At 45.1% G+C, this 14,466-nt stretch carries 14 protein-coding genes; 8 read left to right on the forward strand and 6 right to left on the reverse strand.

Annotated features, from left to right (window positions below; translation table 11 throughout):
• The first annotated feature begins 48 nt into the window (after positions 1 to 48).
• Positions 49 to 735: a 2,5-diamino-6-(ribosylamino)-4(3H)-pyrimidinone 5'-phosphate reductase gene (locus MSSIT_RS18760; protein ID WP_048173977.1), complete on the forward strand. Its 687-nt coding sequence runs from the start codon at positions 49 to 51 to the stop codon at positions 733 to 735.
• A gap of 20 nt (positions 736 to 755) precedes the next feature.
• Here the strand turns inward: MSSIT_RS18760 and MSSIT_RS18765 are convergent, their stop codons facing one another.
• Positions 756 to 1,460, reverse strand: a complete 705-nt coding sequence (locus MSSIT_RS18765; protein WP_048173978.1) for a YkgJ family cysteine cluster protein — start codon at positions 1,458 to 1,460, stop codon at positions 756 to 758.
• Positions 1,461 to 2,037: 577 nt separating this feature from the next.
• Between MSSIT_RS18765 and MSSIT_RS24365 the strand changes: the two genes are divergently transcribed.
• Positions 2,038 to 2,211, forward strand: coding sequence for a DUF5350 domain-containing protein (locus tag MSSIT_RS24365; protein ID WP_157860371.1), 174 nt, complete (start codon positions 2,038 to 2,040; stop codon positions 2,209 to 2,211).
• Positions 2,212 to 2,696: 485 nt separating this feature from the next.
• Here MSSIT_RS24365 and crcB (MSSIT_RS18770) read toward each other — a convergent pair whose 3' ends face one another.
• The 4 genes from crcB (MSSIT_RS18770) to MSSIT_RS18785 form a co-directional block, all read right to left on the reverse strand.
• Positions 2,697 to 3,065, reverse strand: a complete 369-nt coding sequence (crcB, locus tag MSSIT_RS18770; protein WP_048173979.1) for a fluoride efflux transporter CrcB — start codon at positions 3,063 to 3,065, stop codon at positions 2,697 to 2,699.
• 3 nt (positions 3,066 to 3,068) lie between these two features.
• Positions 3,069 to 3,449 (reverse strand): fluoride efflux transporter CrcB, encoded by a 381-nt coding sequence (crcB, locus tag MSSIT_RS18775; protein WP_048175094.1) that lies wholly within the window; start codon positions 3,447 to 3,449, stop codon positions 3,069 to 3,071.
• A 151-nt stretch (positions 3,450 to 3,600) separates the two neighbouring features.
• Positions 3,601 to 4,791, reverse strand: a complete 1,191-nt coding sequence (locus MSSIT_RS18780; RefSeq protein ID WP_048173980.1) for a molybdopterin molybdotransferase MoeA — start codon at positions 4,789 to 4,791, stop codon at positions 3,601 to 3,603.
• 19 nt (positions 4,792 to 4,810) lie between these two features.
• On the reverse strand, positions 4,811 to 5,104 hold the full coding sequence (locus MSSIT_RS18785) for a ubiquitin-like small modifier protein 1 (protein ID WP_048173981.1): 294 nt from the start codon (positions 5,102 to 5,104) through the stop codon (positions 4,811 to 4,813).
• A gap of 80 nt (positions 5,105 to 5,184) precedes the next feature.
• On the opposite strand from MSSIT_RS18785, the gene MSSIT_RS18790 reads away from it, so the two are divergent.
• The 3 genes from MSSIT_RS18790 to MSSIT_RS18805 all read left to right on the forward strand — a co-directional run bounded on the left by MSSIT_RS18790 (position 5,185) and on the right by MSSIT_RS18805 (position 9,252).
• Positions 5,185 to 6,864, forward strand: coding sequence for a flippase activity-associated protein Agl23 (locus MSSIT_RS18790; protein ID WP_048173982.1), 1,680 nt, complete (start codon positions 5,185 to 5,187; stop codon positions 6,862 to 6,864).
• 345 nt (positions 6,865 to 7,209) lie between these two features.
• The gene (locus tag MSSIT_RS18800) at positions 7,210 to 7,878 is read left to right on the forward strand and encodes a CBS domain-containing protein (RefSeq protein ID WP_231590020.1); all 669 of its coding nucleotides are present in this window, start codon (positions 7,210 to 7,212) and stop codon (positions 7,876 to 7,878) included.
• A 192-nt stretch (positions 7,879 to 8,070) separates the two neighbouring features.
• Positions 8,071 to 9,252: a cation:proton antiporter gene (locus MSSIT_RS18805; RefSeq protein WP_048173985.1), complete on the forward strand. Its 1,182-nt coding sequence runs from the start codon at positions 8,071 to 8,073 to the stop codon at positions 9,250 to 9,252.
• A gap of 111 nt (positions 9,253 to 9,363) precedes the next feature.
• Here the strand turns inward: MSSIT_RS18805 and MSSIT_RS18810 are convergent, their stop codons facing one another.
• A complete protein-coding gene (locus MSSIT_RS18810; RefSeq protein WP_048173986.1) occupies positions 9,364 to 12,093 on the reverse strand; it encodes a calcium-translocating P-type ATPase, SERCA-type in 2,730 nt (909 codons plus the stop codon).
• 266 nt (positions 12,094 to 12,359) lie between these two features.
• On the opposite strand from MSSIT_RS18810, the gene MSSIT_RS18815 reads away from it, so the two are divergent.
• The 3 genes from MSSIT_RS18815 (at position 12,360) to MSSIT_RS18830 (ending at position 14,418) form a co-directional block, all read left to right on the forward strand.
• Positions 12,360 to 13,694 (forward strand): NAD(P)/FAD-dependent oxidoreductase, encoded by a 1,335-nt coding sequence (locus MSSIT_RS18815; RefSeq protein WP_048173987.1) that lies wholly within the window; start codon positions 12,360 to 12,362, stop codon positions 13,692 to 13,694.
• Positions 13,695 to 13,714: 20 nt separating this feature from the next.
• The gene (locus MSSIT_RS18820) at positions 13,715 to 13,957 is read left to right on the forward strand and encodes a hypothetical protein (protein WP_048173988.1); all 243 of its coding nucleotides are present in this window, start codon (positions 13,715 to 13,717) and stop codon (positions 13,955 to 13,957) included.
• A 191-nt stretch (positions 13,958 to 14,148) separates the two neighbouring features.
• Positions 14,149 to 14,418: a DUF3303 domain-containing protein gene (locus MSSIT_RS18830; protein WP_048065897.1), complete on the forward strand. Its 270-nt coding sequence runs from the start codon at positions 14,149 to 14,151 to the stop codon at positions 14,416 to 14,418.
• The last annotated feature ends 48 nt before the right edge of the window (positions 14,419 to 14,466 follow it).

The following is a 14,466-nucleotide window of genomic DNA, read 5'->3' on the forward strand; positions in this document are numbered from 1 at the left end:
TTTATACAAAGTGCCTTTTAATTTAATACTTTTTTCAGGAGCCATAACATGGACAGGCCCTTTATTTTTATAAACTCCGCTATGTCAGCCGACGGTAAACTCTCAACAAAAGAGAGAAAACAGGTAAAGATTTCCGGAAAACTCGATTTTGAAAGAATGGATGAACTCCGGGCTCAGGCAGATGCAATCATGGTAGGGATAGGCACCGTACTTGCCGATGACCCCAGCCTGACGGTAAAATCTCCTGAAAGGAAAGCTTCCCGAAAAGCCGCCGGAAAAAGCGAAAATCCAGTAAGAATTATTGTTGACAGTGCCGCAAGAATTCCTCTTAATTCCGATATCTTCAAAAAAGGTGAGGGGCTCAGGGTAATTGCCGTTTCAAATTCAGCTCCCTCAGAGAAGATCAAAAGCCTGGAAGAAAAAGCTCGGGTCATTAAGACAGGAGACTTTAAAGTTAACCTTCCAGAACTTGCGGTAAAATTAAAGGAAATGGGCATAAACACCCTAATGGTCGAAGGAGGCGCGACCCTGAATTGGGGGATGCTCTCCGCAGGCCTTGTTGATGAGGTCTATACTTTCGTCGGGAACCTCATTATCGGAGGAAAAACAGCCCCTACTTTCACGGACGGGGAAGGGTTCACGGAAGCCGAACTCCTCGGACTTGAACTGCTTTCGGCTGAAAAAATTGAGGCCGGAGTACTTCTTAAGTGGAAGGTCGAAGGTAAACGAAACTGAAACCTTTCTTTTCTTTTCTATTACCTTAGTTTTTGCCTTTTGAACCCGCCTCTGCAGTACACAAAGACCTCAAGTTCGCACTCCCCTTTAAGGAATTCCCTCATTTTACGGTCGTAGGTTCTCTGGACATGTTTTAAGTTGTTCCTCCTGAAGTGATCCCGGACAGCCTCAAGAAAACCAATCATCTGCATCAGGTAAGCTTCTTCATAAGCCCTGGTCTCCTGTGCAATTGCTTCGCACGTCGAGTCATCGAGTTCTGAATGATAGCTTCCATGTTCGTTCAAACCGCTTATTTGCCTCCAGTCTACTTTTCCTGTTTCATCAGCTTCCCTGTGCAGCATGTGGGGATACACCCTGCAGATTGAGGGGCGGTTTTTGTAAATCCTGCACCGCTTATTTTCCAGGAAGATGCAGGAACCGTCAGGTTTTGTTTTTAGGGCATAGCCGGAGACATAGAACCTGCCGTTCTGGTCGCAAAACTCGTAATATGGGGCAGGAGTGACCTCCTCCTGGTCGATTTGTTTTATTATTTCCAGGTCCGAATCGAGCAGAAAAACGTGGTCGTTAAACTCTTTGGTACAGCAACGGGCACAGAGTTCACACCTGAACCCCAGTTCTTTGATTATGCCGACAAACTCTGAGCCCGGGAAGCTTTTTAAGTCTCTCAGTTCTTCTCGCACTTCGGCAATCCTGGTTTCAATTGGATTATTTTTTACGGAAATCACCTTTTAAGAAAAGAATTATGAAACATTTGTTCTGCTATTCGAAGGTCCCGTTATCTCCTTTCCTGCTGTTCATCCTGTTCCTAGCATAATTTGATTACCTTATCATCCGAGTAAGGTATCATCTGAATGCCGCATCCTGGGTACCTTAATGTCTGAGTACATCACCGGCTGGGTACCACATATCACTGCGTGCCTGCAAAGCTTAGGAAATCTATATGCATCTTCCCTTGAAAGAATTATTTATATCTTGCGTATGTTTCCGATATTTTTGTGCCCGGATTCAGGGCAATGTCCGTAACATTTAATTACTAGCATTTCTCTTTATGATAAACTCAAGGCTTGATGAAAATCATATCTCTTACTTTCAGGCTTCAAGGAATCTCAAGTATTCCAATTAAGATCATTGAAAGATTATCGATTTGACAGATCATCGAATCAAATACCTATGTTTCGGGATCGCTGCTGAAGGGTAAATCCGCGGCAAACAGCAGTGGTCGGCGACAAAGCAGACATGGTATGTGAATAAAGTTAAAACAAATACAAACTAAATTCAGATCAAAATTAACGAGGAATGATAATGGGCAAAACCGGTAGCATTGATTGGGTAAAAGTAAAAGGCAGAAAAGGCAGAGTAATCAAGATCCAGAAATCAAAATCTCAGAAAGCACACCCTGGACCTGCACAGCGCTTCACCTCTTCGGGCCACAAGAGGCGCTTCATCAGAAGATCTGCAAAAGCCCTGGTAAAATAAACCTCAGGGCTTTTCTATTTTACCATTTTTAGTTCTGTTTTTAAGTTACATAACGGTCTTTTTTTACATATTGAGTTCATCCCAAAAGTAGTATCAGAGCTGATATCAGAGCTGATCCCAAAAATCAAAATTGGCTCTCCGAATCTTGACTATAAAATAGTCAATCAAGCTATAAATAAAGAGAATAATTCTAAAACTTTTATCGATGCAGGAATAAAATAGGTTTTGGGATTAGCTCGTTCTCAAAACCATGTACCTACTTCCTTTTTGATGAGCTATCAGACCGGTAGGTGGAGGTTTTTTTATTTTCCTGAATTGAAAGCGATCTCCGGAGTCAAGGAGTTTATCTCTCTGGCTCCCGGGTTGGCTTCCTCAATGTGCGGCACAGGGAGAAATAAGTGATTCTCTCACGGAGTCCGTAATAAAACTACAAATTAATCCGAAACCGCTATGACCGATGCTTCAATACAAATAACTTTCCAAAATCAAAGCATAAGGGCAAGATATGCGATGCTCACTCCCAGGAGGCAGAGCATGACATTCAGAAAGATATTGAGAAAAAAAGAAATGTTTTGCCCGTCCTCAAGCAGCCTGAAAGTTTCATAGGCAAAAGTAGAGAAAGTTGTAAAGGAACCAAGTATTCCTATGTTTACCAGGTAGACCATGGACTCCGGTTCCGAGGAAAAAGTTAGGAGTGCGAGCACTATGCTGCCCAGAAGGTTTACTGTAAGGGTCCCTGCGGGGATATTCTGGATTTTTGGTACGCGGCTTGAGATCGTATAACGGAGAGATGCCCCTATGAAACCACCCGTGCCTACCAAAAAAAGGTCTCCTATGCCTGAAGCGGGGAACATATCTCAGATCTCCCTGCTTGAAAGGGCTTTTATGACACTCCTGCCGAAGAACACGCCTGTAAGGGTAAGAAAGATATTTGCACTGATATTCCCGAGAGCCGGGATGAAAGGCAGGCTGAAAGACTGGACTGCAAAAGTGGAAAAGGTCGTAAATGCTCCCATAAAACCTGTCCCGAACGCAATCTTTCCTTTAGGACCTATGAAGCCAAGGTACTCGGTATCGTACATTATCATGCCCAGCATGAAACTTCCGATGACGTTTACGGACAGGATTCCAAGTTGCCCTTCCACAAGCTCACAGAGCAAAAATCGGCAAACTGCTCCTAGAAAGCCGCCGGCTCCTATTAAAAAAATCTTATCCATTTCTCTATCTGGGGAGGGCATTTTTTTCACTTTAATTATGGAAATTGGAGTAAAGGACGGTTATGTCCTTCTCATTACCCCCTGTTAGTATAAAATTTTATTCATTTTATATAGCAAAGTAATTGAAAGAGCTAACCGCTCCCGTTTACGCACCAGCTTATTGATTATTATTTCACTCAATAAGGAAGACGTCCACTTCCTGTCCTGCCTCATAGCCTTCCAGGTTCTCAGGCACGAGTACGTAACCGTCAGCCTTCGCAACCGAACTCAGGACGCCTGCCTTTCCCGTAAGGGGGCGTATCATGTCCCCTTCAAAAACTACGCGGGTGAAAGTGACATATCCGGTTTTCGAACTTATTTTTGCAGCCAGGCGTTTTTTAAGGACAAGTTCCGGCATTTCCGGTATAGAACCCAGCTTCCGGATTCCATGGCGGACAAAAAAGTACAGGGCAACAAGCCCGGCAACCGGATATCCTGGCAGGCAAACTACAGGAGTCTCATCTATAACCCCAAGGGCTACAGGCTTTCCAGGACTAACGCCGACCCCGTGCACAAGCAGTTTTCCCAGGGATTCAACAACTTCGGGAGCATGATCCCTTTTACCAACCGAAGTTCCGCCTGAGATGAGGATCATATCGGCATCCAGATTTGCTTCTATAGCTTCTTTTATGCTCTCGGGGCGGTCAGGCACGATACCTGTATATCTTGAAATTCCACCCCATTTCTCCACATAAAGGATAGTCATAAGCCCGTTTGTCTCGAGCACCATTCCCGGCGGAGGGACTTCTCCTGCTTTCCCCCGGCTTATCAGCTCGTCTCCTGTGGGGATAACTGCAACCACCGGTTTTCGGAAAACCTTTATCCTTTCCAGTCCCAGAGATGCAAGTACTGCAGCGTCACAGGGGCGAAGGAGGTGCCCGTCCTCAAAAACCAGATCTTCTTTTTTTATGTCCTCTCCGACCTGCCCGACATTTCTCCCCGGGTGTACCTGAGCTCTGATTTCAACCATGTTTCCTGTTGTAACGGTATCTTCAACTACTACAACTGCATCGGCACCTTCCGGCAGGACGGCCCCGGTATGAACCCACAGCGAGGTTCCTTCCATTACGCTATCCGAAAGCTGTAAGAGTACAGGATTTACAGGAGAAGCTCCGGTAGTATCCAATGCTTTGACAGCATATCCGTCCATTGCAGCGCGCCTGTAATGAGGGACATTCCTCCCGGAAACGATGGTTTCTGCAAGTACCCTACCTTCACAAGCTTCGAGGGGAACCTCTTCTGCATGCCTGAGAGGAGAGATGTTTTCAAGGAAAAGCCTTAAAGCTTCATTAACGGCAGTTCGTTCTTTAAAAATTCTGCCCATACTCCTGCCCCCTGAAAAATTATCCCCCGGAAACGGGAGGAAGAATTCCGATCTCATCCGAATCTGTAAGGAAGGTCTCAAGTCCTTCCAGATGCCGGACATTGTTTCCGTTAATCAGAATATTAATTGAACCGCAAAGTACCGGGTCCTTACATTTTTCCCCTCCTTTCTCAAAAATAAGTTCTTTTAACACGGGATATTTGTCTGTAAGGGATAATAGGATGTCAATAATCTTTTCTCCGGAAAGCAGGAGCTCCGGGGTGCCTGCTGCCTCACGCAGATTTGCAAATAACTTCACTTTTACTTCAGCCATGAGAAAGACTATTTCATCCTACCCCTTAAATATACCTATGCCCAATAAGGAGCAGCCATCACCGGAAGGTTTGGGAAAAAATGAAGAAAATTCCATATCATAACTCGAATAACCTCATAAATTCATCGAGGCTATCCGTAAATTCATTTGTACTCTCCGATACAAAGTACAGGCTTCTTGGGCTTTTGATCGTTTTTTTTGCCCTGGCCCTCAGGCTCTTTGAGCTTGGAGAGAGGGTTTTCCACCATGATGAGAGCATACACAGCAGTTTCACCCTCAAATTGCTAGAACAGGGTGAGTACAGTTATAATCCTGCCTATCACGGCCCCTTTCTCTACCATTCGACTGCAGCCGTCTTTCACTTTCTGGGAATAACCGATGCAACAGCTCGCCTGATCCCGGTCTTTTTCGGAGTGGCAACTATTCTGCTGCTCTTTTTGCTGAAAAAAGAACTGGGAAAGAGCGGAGTGCTCTGGTCGATGTTTCTGCTTGCATTTTCTCCAAGTATGGTGTACTTTTCAAGGTTCTTCAGAAACGATATGATTATTGTCTTCTGCACCCTGGCAGCTGTTGTGGGCGCTTTCCGCTATCTCGACAATGTCCACAGCTTAAGGCGTTTCCCGTACCTGCTCCTTACAGCGTCGTCCCTTGCCCTTGCCGTGACTGCAAAGGAAAATGCCTATGTAATCATACTTATATTCGGAGCTTATGCCGGGATGGGCTTACTATACTGGATTTATTCCGGCTGGAAGAGGGAAAAACAGAGTTTGCAAAAGACCCTCCTCCGCAAAGTTTCGACTCTTTTACCCTTCCTCCCTGAAATTTTTCTCTCGGGAGCCGTTGCCATTTTCATTATAATGTTTTTTTATACCAGCCTTTTCAGGAACGAGATTTCCCTTTTTTCAATCGTAGAAAGGGCTTTTAATCACTGGATGGCAATGCACAGGATGGAGAGGATAGGAGGCCCCTTTTACTATTATATCCCGATTCTCCTGAGGTACGAGCTTCCGATAGTAATCTTCGGGCTGGCAGGTTTTTCCTATTTCCCAAAAAGTAAAAGGGAGAATGCTTCATTTTTCTTTTTCCTCTGCTACTGGGCCTTTAGCAGCCTGCTGCTCTATTCTTATCTTCAGGAAAAAGTCCCCTGGCTAATTGTACATATCGTCCTGCCCTTCGGGATCCTGGCAGGAGCCTATCTGGGAGAAACATTTCCCCGGAAGCCCGAATCGATTCCACAGGAACAGGAACTTCCGGAAGAACAGGCGTTTTTCAAAGGAGATCGGAGTCCTCTGACAGGGTCAACCTCTTTTCGGAAAAAACACTCTCGAAAGGCTCTCAATTTAACTGCAGGAATCCTGGCTCTTTCCCTGCTGATCTCTCTTGGCCAATGCGTCTCGGTAAATTACTACAGGAGTATGGACCCTGCAGAGCTGATGACATATACACAGGCCTCTCCGGATATCCGGGAGCTTATGGAAAAGATAGAGGTATTCGACCGAAGGCCTGAAACCCTGAGGCTTTACGTGGTTGACCCAAATAAACTGTACTGGCCCCTTCCCTGGTACCTGCGGGACTACGAAAAAGCGGGGTATACTTCCAAGCCTCCCTCAAGCAGTAAATACGAGGCTATTATTGTGCCCTCATCCTATGATATGTACAGGGAAATCTCTGCAGAAGAGTATTCCTCTTATAACTTTACCCTGCGCCCGGGGAGGGATTTCACCCTCTATTATAAGAAGAAACTTGAAGCGAGCGGATAAATTCCGATTCTCGTTTCCACATCTCTTTTTCTGTGAGTTGAAATACGTTCCCGGGTTTAGGGAAAGTATTCTTTCAGCCGGCGGACATTTCTTCGGAAAATTTCTCCTGGTTGCAGTACTGATTTTCGGGTTGTTTTTTATCCGGATGGAGGGATGGTTCCGCCTCCCATGCGGGGCGGGGGGAATATCTGAGAGCCCCATTTCTGGATTCGGAATAAATCAACGGATTTTCCCGGTCAATCGGAAAATGGAGAAATACAGGGGAAAGAACCGGAAAAATGTAAAAAAATACCGGAGAACGCAAATAATATGTAAAAAGGGGAGAATTCTTAAATGGAGCTATTTATGGGTAAAATATTCTCTCTAACAAATAATCTTGCAGGAAGAGCCTTCTCTCAAGGAAGCAGCGATAAAGAGGGAGAAGAAAAAGGAAATATAAATGAAGGGCAGTCGGGAAAGGTTCCGGAAAAAGAAGAAGGCCTGTCCGATACTTTAGAAGAGTTTCTGGAAGACTTTATGCCATCAGAGCAGGAAGGCGAGAAATTTGAGAGTTGCCTCTGGATGACAATTGAAGACATCATGACCAGAGATGTTGTTACAATAAAAGAAGACGCTCCTCTGGAAGAAGTCTTTTCGCTTTTTGGAAAATTCCCCTACCATACTTTTCCCGTAGTGAATGAGAATAATGAGCTAGTGGGGATTATTGATCTTGATATTGTTCTCGAAATTTTGCTCCTGTGCCTGGTTCCCAGATCAAAACATACCCCTCTTACGGCTATAAGGTCTCTTGGTGGCAAAGCCAGAGATATAATGATCACGCATCCGGTAACAATTTCTCTTGACGCTACACTCAAAGACGCTTCGGATCTGATGATGAAGCACAGGTTTGACCGCGTCTGCGTCAGCAATAATGGAAAACTGGTAGGAATTATCTCCAAGAAAGATCTCGTAAAAGAGATTTGCAGGAGAAGAAAAAAGGTGAAGATAGGGGAAAAAGAGGGAAATATAAGGTAACAAAGAATCAGGTAACAAAGAATCAAGCGTTAAAATATAAGATGAAAATAGGAGATGAAAATAGGAGATGAAAAAGGAAAAGATGAGGCAGGGGGCTGAATCCGGGGCTAAATCCGATAAGTTCTGAGAACGATATCCGGAAAGAAGTGAGTTCGGGCTAAGAACCGGAAGTAAAGTGGGGGACTAACAGCAGTGAGTGCTCTGTTTCAGATACTGTTTCTTATTTTCAGTGTGAAAATTCTGGGAGAAACGTCAGAAAGGGCGGGTTTTCCTGCAGTCATGGGGGAGATTCTTGCAGGTATCTTACTTGGAGTACTTTTTCTTGACGTAGAAACCGAAGTAATCGCTTTCTTTGCTCAGCTCGGGGCTATTTTCCTGCTTTTCACTGCAGGATATAAAGAAGTGAGCTTGAGGGAACTGAAACCCGCAGCATTAGTTGCTTTTGTTCCTACGTTTTCTCAGATAATTTTTGCTTTTGTTTTTGGTTTCATGCTTGGAGAACTCTTTAATTTCAGTTTTCTTCAAAGCTTCTTTATAGCAGTTGCTTTCAGTCCGACAAGCATAGGAACAGTGCTCAGTACTCTTATAGACCTGAACTATCTTTCCAGCAAGCCCGGGACAATAATGCTCTTCTCGGCAATCCTTGACGATATCATAGGGATATCGCTACTTTCGATCCTGATCACTTTTACCCGTTTTAACCTTGTGCCTTCGGTTTCGGGCGTTCTTACAATTGCAGGAAAAATCCTGCTCTTTCTGCTGATCATGTACATCCTTGGAAAGTACTTTTTCCCCAGGATTTTTGTTTATGCCCAGAAAATGCACGAAAAAGAAGCAGTATTTTCCGTTGTGGTTATGGTAGCTCTTTTTTCTGCCTACCTTGCAGAGTTTTTCGACCTTCATGCAACAATAGGGGCATTTATCGGAGGGGTCTTAATTTCGGAAATTCCTCTTGCCAAAATTCAGGATGTACAGAGCAAAGTAGAAGGGCTGGCTGACGGGATCCTGATCCCTCTTTTCTTTGCTTTTATAGGTTTTTCAATTGACCTTCAAGACCTGGTAAATGCAGGTATTTTTGTCCCCCTGGTTGTCCTCCTGGCCCTGTCAGGAAAATTGATAGGAGGGTTCATAGGGTCAAAAGCCATAGGGTTCGATTTTTATGAAAGCCTTATCTTCGGGATAGGGGTCATGCCGAGAGCAGGGATAGAACTTGTGGTGCTGAGCATAGGCAGGAGCGCGGGGATCATCGGACTGGAAGTCTTCTCCGCGATGGTTTTTATGGTAATACTATCCATTCTGGTTTCACCTCCGCTTTTGAAGTTTGCGATTCAAAGTGAGAGAAAAAACAAAACCGAAGATGGGATCGGAGCATGACGGTTTAAATCCTGAACGGGGGCAGATGGGGTAAATGAATGACGATTTTCATCGGAAAATGGGCTATCCTGTTTAAGGCCGAGAACCGGATGAACTCAGGTAACATTCCGGTCAGTAATGCCTTCTCGCGTTCAGGTACTTTACAATCTCCATTGAGATCAGGGTGGTGGAAGCTAAAGCCGTTATGATCCCCAGCTCGGAAAGGGAAAGGGGAACTGTCCTGAAAGCAAACTGAAGGAAGGGGGTGTAAACCACCAGCAACTGCAGGATCACTGTGGTCAGGATAGCATAGATCAGAGCTTTATTTGTAAAGAGCCCGAGAGAAAAAATCGAGTACCTGTCAGAACGCCAGTTGAAAGCGTTGAACATTTCTGAAAAGACTACAAGTGTGAAGATCATGGTCTGCAGTTTCGGGAGAGGAAAACCGCTGTTCAGAGCCCAGACTAAAACTATCAGGGCCTGAGTGGCAATAAGCCCTCCAATCCCGAGCCCGGCAGCAATTTCACGGCGGGTGATAAGTCCTTCTTCAACATCCCTTGGTTTCTGCCTCATAAGTCCCCTGTCAGGAGGTTCAACAGAAAGGGCCATAGGAGGAAGGCCGTCCGTAATCAGGTTGATCCAGAGGATCTGTACGGCAATCAAAGGCAGGATCTGCCAGCCCAGAATTGCTGTGAGGACGATCAGGACCTCTCCGATATGAGCCGTAAGTCCGTAGGTGATGAAGTTTTTGATGTTTTTAAATATATTTCGTCCTTCTTCAACTGCCGAGACAATGGACGCAAAATTATCATCTGTCAGGATCATGCTGGAAGCTTCTTTGCTGACATCAGTGCCCGTAATGCCCATTGCTATGCCCATATCCGCAGCTTTCAGGGCAGGCGCATCATTAACTCCGTCCCCGGTCATTGCCACAACATAGCCTTTCTTCTTGAGAGCTTCTACCACCCTCAGTTTATGAGTAGGGTATACCCGTGCATAAACCGAAACCTTTTCAACTCTCTTCTCAAACTCGGTTTCGTCAAGGCTGTCAAGTTCCGATCCCGTAAGAGTAAGGTCGTTTTCCTTTAAAATCCCGAGTTCTCTTGCAATTGCAGCCGCTGTGACCTTATGATCCCCTGTTATCATTACAGTCTTGATGCCTGCATCCTCACAGGTTTTGATTGCAATTTTCACTTCTTCTCTCGGGGGATCTCTCATACCCATTAGCCCTGAAAAGACCATGTCCTTTTCAATTTCTTCTGCAGGGATTTCCCCGGAAGGAACTTTTTCGGGAGAGAAACCCTCTTCAAGCGGGCGGAAAGAAAGAGCCATGACCCTCAAGGCCTGATCAGCAAGTTCTTTAACCTTCTCGGAGATCTCATGTATCTGTTCCTGGTCTAGAGCTTTTATTTCACCGTCAAGTAAAATCTTCGTACAGGAGGCAAGGATTACCTCCGGGGCTCCTTTCGAAAAAGCCACAAGTTCGGAATCAAGAAAGCTGCCGGGACCGTCTTCCAGTCTGTTGAAGGTTGTCATTCTCTTACTTTCGGAAGAAAAGGGTATTTCTGCAAGCCGCGGGTATTTTCGTTCAATTTCGGAGTTTTTAAACCCGGCTTTTGCCGCTGCGACTACAAGAGCTGCTTCGGTCGGGTCTCCTGTAATTTTCCATGCGTCTTCTTCTTTATGAAGGTTTGAATCGTTGCAAAGGGCAGCCCCAAGCAAAAGAGTCCGAAGATGTATATCATCTTCAGATACCTCCGGGTCTTCTTTACCCGAATCTTCTTTTAGAAATTTTCCCTCGGGATTATACCCGTTTCCCGTTACTTTGAAGTTCTGCGCGTTAATATATATCTTTTCAACTGTCATTTTGTTCTGTGTAAGCGTGCCTGTCTTGTCAGAGCAGATTACATCCGTAGCTCCGAGCGTTTCTACCGAAGGAAGTTTTCTCACAAGGGCATGTCTTTTGACCATACGCCTTACTCCAAGCCCGAGGCCCACTGTCACAACCGCAGGAAGGGCTTCAGGGATGGCGGCAACTGCCAGCGCAACGCCCCAGAGAAACATGTCCAGAGGGGGGAAGCCGGAAAAGACTCCCAGCACTGCAACAAAAGCTACAATTACAAGAGTTGCCCCGCCAATCCATCTGCCGAATTTATCAAGGCTTTCCTGTAGAGGAGTTCTGGACCGTTCTATTGTCCCGAGAAGTCCGGCAAGTTCTCCAAAAGCGGTTTTCATGCCTGTTGCCGTGACAACAGCTCTGCCTCTTCCATAGGCAACTGCAGTTCCTGCATAAGCCATGTTCTTCCTGTCAGCTTCGGAAGTTTCTGCAGGCAGAGCATCGGTAATCTTCTGTACAGGCACGGACTCCCCGGTGAGCGAGGACTCGTCAACTTTAAGGTTGAATTCTTTAATTATCCTGGCATCGGCAGGGATGCGGTCTCCTGTCTGAAGCAGAATTATGTCCCCTGGGACCAGTTCTGTTGATGGGATCTTTTTTTCAGTTCCGTTTCTTATTATGGCTGCTTCGGGAGACGTCAGGGATTTAAGGAGTTCAATTGCTTTTTCAGCTCTGTACTCCTGTACAAAACCAAGAACTCCGGCAAGAAAAACAGTAAACAAAATCACCACTGAGTCAATGGTTTCCCCGAGTAAAGCCGAAACAATGGAAGCAACTATCAGGATAAAAATTAAAATGCTTTTGAATTGTGATAGAAAGAGCCGCAAGACCGAGACTTTTTCTTTTTCTTTAAGTTCGTTTTTCCCATACTCTTCCAGCCTTTTTTCCGCTTCTTCGGAGCTCAATCCTTCCTCTGACGTTTTCAGCTCTTCAAGAACCGAGCTAATTTCCCGATCGTAGTACAAACCCTGACCCTCGTCTTTTTGTAACCCGATAGCTCTGCACCCGGTATGTAACGCGCTATAATATAAATGAGTTTAACGTATATATAGCGGTTAGACATATCGATATGCACAGGGGTTTTTTGTAATTTTTATAGATCTACAAGACCTTTTCCTGTTAAAAAAGATTTGGAATCTATCTGTTTTTCCATGTGGAAATTACAGAGGGTTTTAAAGTCCAATTCTCAAAAATTAGCTTAAAAATTAATGAATAGAGGGAAAAAGTATCCATGAAGACAGTAATAATCGGAAGCGGACTTGCAGGTTTATCCGCAGGTTACAGGCTATGTAAATCTAACGAAGTAACCGTTTTTGAAAAAGATCCGGACATCGGGGGGATGGCAGCAAGTTACTGTCTGGAACAATCCGGGAAAAAATACTTTATTGAAAGGTACTACCACCATATATTCAGGACCGATTCGGAACTTCTTGCCCTCATAAGGGAACTCGGGCTTGAAAAGAAGATGCTGTGGCTGGAAGCAAAAGATGCCTATTTCGTGGATGGGAAAAATTATCCCATGAACACCCCTCTTGAGATCTTACACTTTAGCCCTCTATCCATTCTTGACCTGGCAAAACTTGGCCTGCTGGTCTTAAGGATCAGACTGATAAAAGACACGGTGCCCTATGACCAGATAAAAGCAAAGGACTGGATTCTCGATACTGCGGGAAAGTCGGTATATGAAAACTTTTTTGCCCCCCTTATGAAAAGTAAATTCGGAGACAACGCCGAAAACGTTTCCGCCGCCTGGTTAATCGGGAGGGTAAAAATAAGGTCGGACAGGGGAAAAGAAGGGGAGAAACTGGGGTATATGAGAGGGGGCTTTAACGCTCTTCTGGAAGCCCTGGAAGGGGAAATAACTGCAAACGGGGGAGAGATCCGGACAAATAAGGAAGTAACGAAAATTGTGATTAAAAACAACGCCGTACAGGGGGTGTTGGTGGGCGGGGAGTTTATAGCCTGCGATGCGGTTATTTCGACTGTGGAACCCAAGGTACTGGATGCGATCACCGGGGGAAAACTGGAACTCCTGCATGATTCTTTAAAAAATATTCATTATCAGGGAACTGCATGCGCTTTGATCGGGCTTGACAGGCCGCTTATGGAAGACGGGAATTACTGGATGAATATAAAAGCCGATGTGCCTTTTGGAGCCGTAATTGAGCACACCAATTATATGCCTTTTGAAGACTATGGGGAACACCTGGTCTATGTGACGGCTTATTTTCAGGATAAAAAAAGTGCTCTCTGGGTGCAAAAGGAAGAAAATGTCCTTGATTCTTACCTTAAAGGACTTGAAAAAATGTTTCCCGGATTTTCAAGAACAGGGGTTTGCTGGACGAAGCTCTACCGCAGAATCGATACCGCCCCCGTATACGAGCAGGGCTATCTTAAAAATGTGCTTCCTTTTACTGCAGGTCCTTCCGGGCTTTATCTTGCAGGTATGTTCTCTTCAACCAATTATCCGGAAAGGAGTCTGAACGGTTCGGTAAAAGCCGGGTTTGAATCCGCAGACCTGCTGACAAAAACACAGGCGAATAAAATTCCGGAAAAAGTGAGTTAAGAAATCTCTCGGGCACAGGTATGAAGGTAGGGGCCTGGAAAGAAACCGACTATAGTTCTATAAGGAAGTTGTGGTTTCATCCGGGGAGCTTTGTTCCTTTCCTTTTTGTTCCCGTCCCTGCTCAGGACGAACTATTATATAGCCTAAGGGATAATATTGTTCTGTTTATGCCTGCAGAAATTCTTTCTGCCTGGCTCTGTCTTGCCGGATTTGTCACTCAAGGGGATTTGAGAGGGGCAGATGGGGGAGACAGGATCACTTAAAAAATGTTCTGAATTTCTGCCGCAAATCGATTTTTGGGGGCATACAGGTCATGCCTGTAAAGGGACTGGCAGAGGAGAACGGATGTTTTCCATTAAGGCTCTCAAATAAGAACCCGGATGCTGAATAGGGGATACCTGAGTTTCCGGGCAGGGGTATGGGCGGCATAACAGAGTAAAAGGAGTGGTAAAAGATGTTATTCATGGACGTTAGTACCTGGGACCCTTCGAATCGTGACAAGATCCTTGAACACTTCAAGAAACTGGAAATTCCAGATGGAATTGATATTATCAACCAGTGGGTTGACCTTTCCGGAAACCGCTATTATATCCTTTACGAAGCAGAAAGCGCTGAGGCTTACGGAGCCTTCAACTTGCCCTGGTCCGACATCTGTGTGATTGACAGTGTCCCGGTGATGGAAGCTTCCGAATTTATGCAGCTTCTTCCCAAGTACAAAAAATAAGTTGAAAAGACCGGACTTCATTTTGACCGACTTCGGTTTACCTAAAGG

The sequence above is a fragment of the Methanosarcina siciliae T4/M genome (genome assembly GCF_000970085.1).
Classification (GTDB): Archaea; Halobacteriota; Methanosarcinia; order Methanosarcinales; family Methanosarcinaceae; genus Methanosarcina; species Methanosarcina siciliae.

Coding starts and splice junctions, on each gene's coding strand:
- MSSIT_RS18760 (WP_048173977.1), top strand. CDS start 49: ATGGACAGGCCCTTTATTTTTATAAACTCCGCTATGTCAGCCGACGGT.
- MSSIT_RS24365 (WP_157860371.1), top strand. CDS start 2,038: ATGGGCAAAACCGGTAGCATTGATTGGGTAAAAGTAAAAGGCAGAAAA.
- crcB (WP_048173979.1), bottom strand. CDS start 3,065: ATGTTCCCCGCTTCAGGCATAGGAGACCTTTTTTTGGTAGGCACGGGT.
- crcB (WP_048175094.1), bottom strand. CDS start 3,449: ATGCCCTCCCCAGATAGAGAAATGGATAAGATTTTTTTAATAGGAGCC.
- MSSIT_RS18780 (WP_048173980.1), bottom strand. CDS start 4,791: ATGGGCAGAATTTTTAAAGAACGAACTGCCGTTAATGAAGCTTTAAGG.
- MSSIT_RS18785 (WP_048173981.1), bottom strand. CDS start 5,104: ATGGCTGAAGTAAAAGTGAAGTTATTTGCAAATCTGCGTGAGGCAGCA.
- MSSIT_RS18790 (WP_048173982.1), top strand. CDS start 5,185: ATGAAGAAAATTCCATATCATAACTCGAATAACCTCATAAATTCATCG.
- MSSIT_RS18800 (WP_231590020.1), top strand. CDS start 7,210: ATGGGTAAAATATTCTCTCTAACAAATAATCTTGCAGGAAGAGCCTTC.
- MSSIT_RS18815 (WP_048173987.1), top strand. CDS start 12,360: ATGAAGACAGTAATAATCGGAAGCGGACTTGCAGGTTTATCCGCAGGT.
- MSSIT_RS18820 (WP_048173988.1), top strand. CDS start 13,715: ATGAAGGTAGGGGCCTGGAAAGAAACCGACTATAGTTCTATAAGGAAG.
- MSSIT_RS18830 (WP_048065897.1), top strand. CDS start 14,149: ATGTTATTCATGGACGTTAGTACCTGGGACCCTTCGAATCGTGACAAG.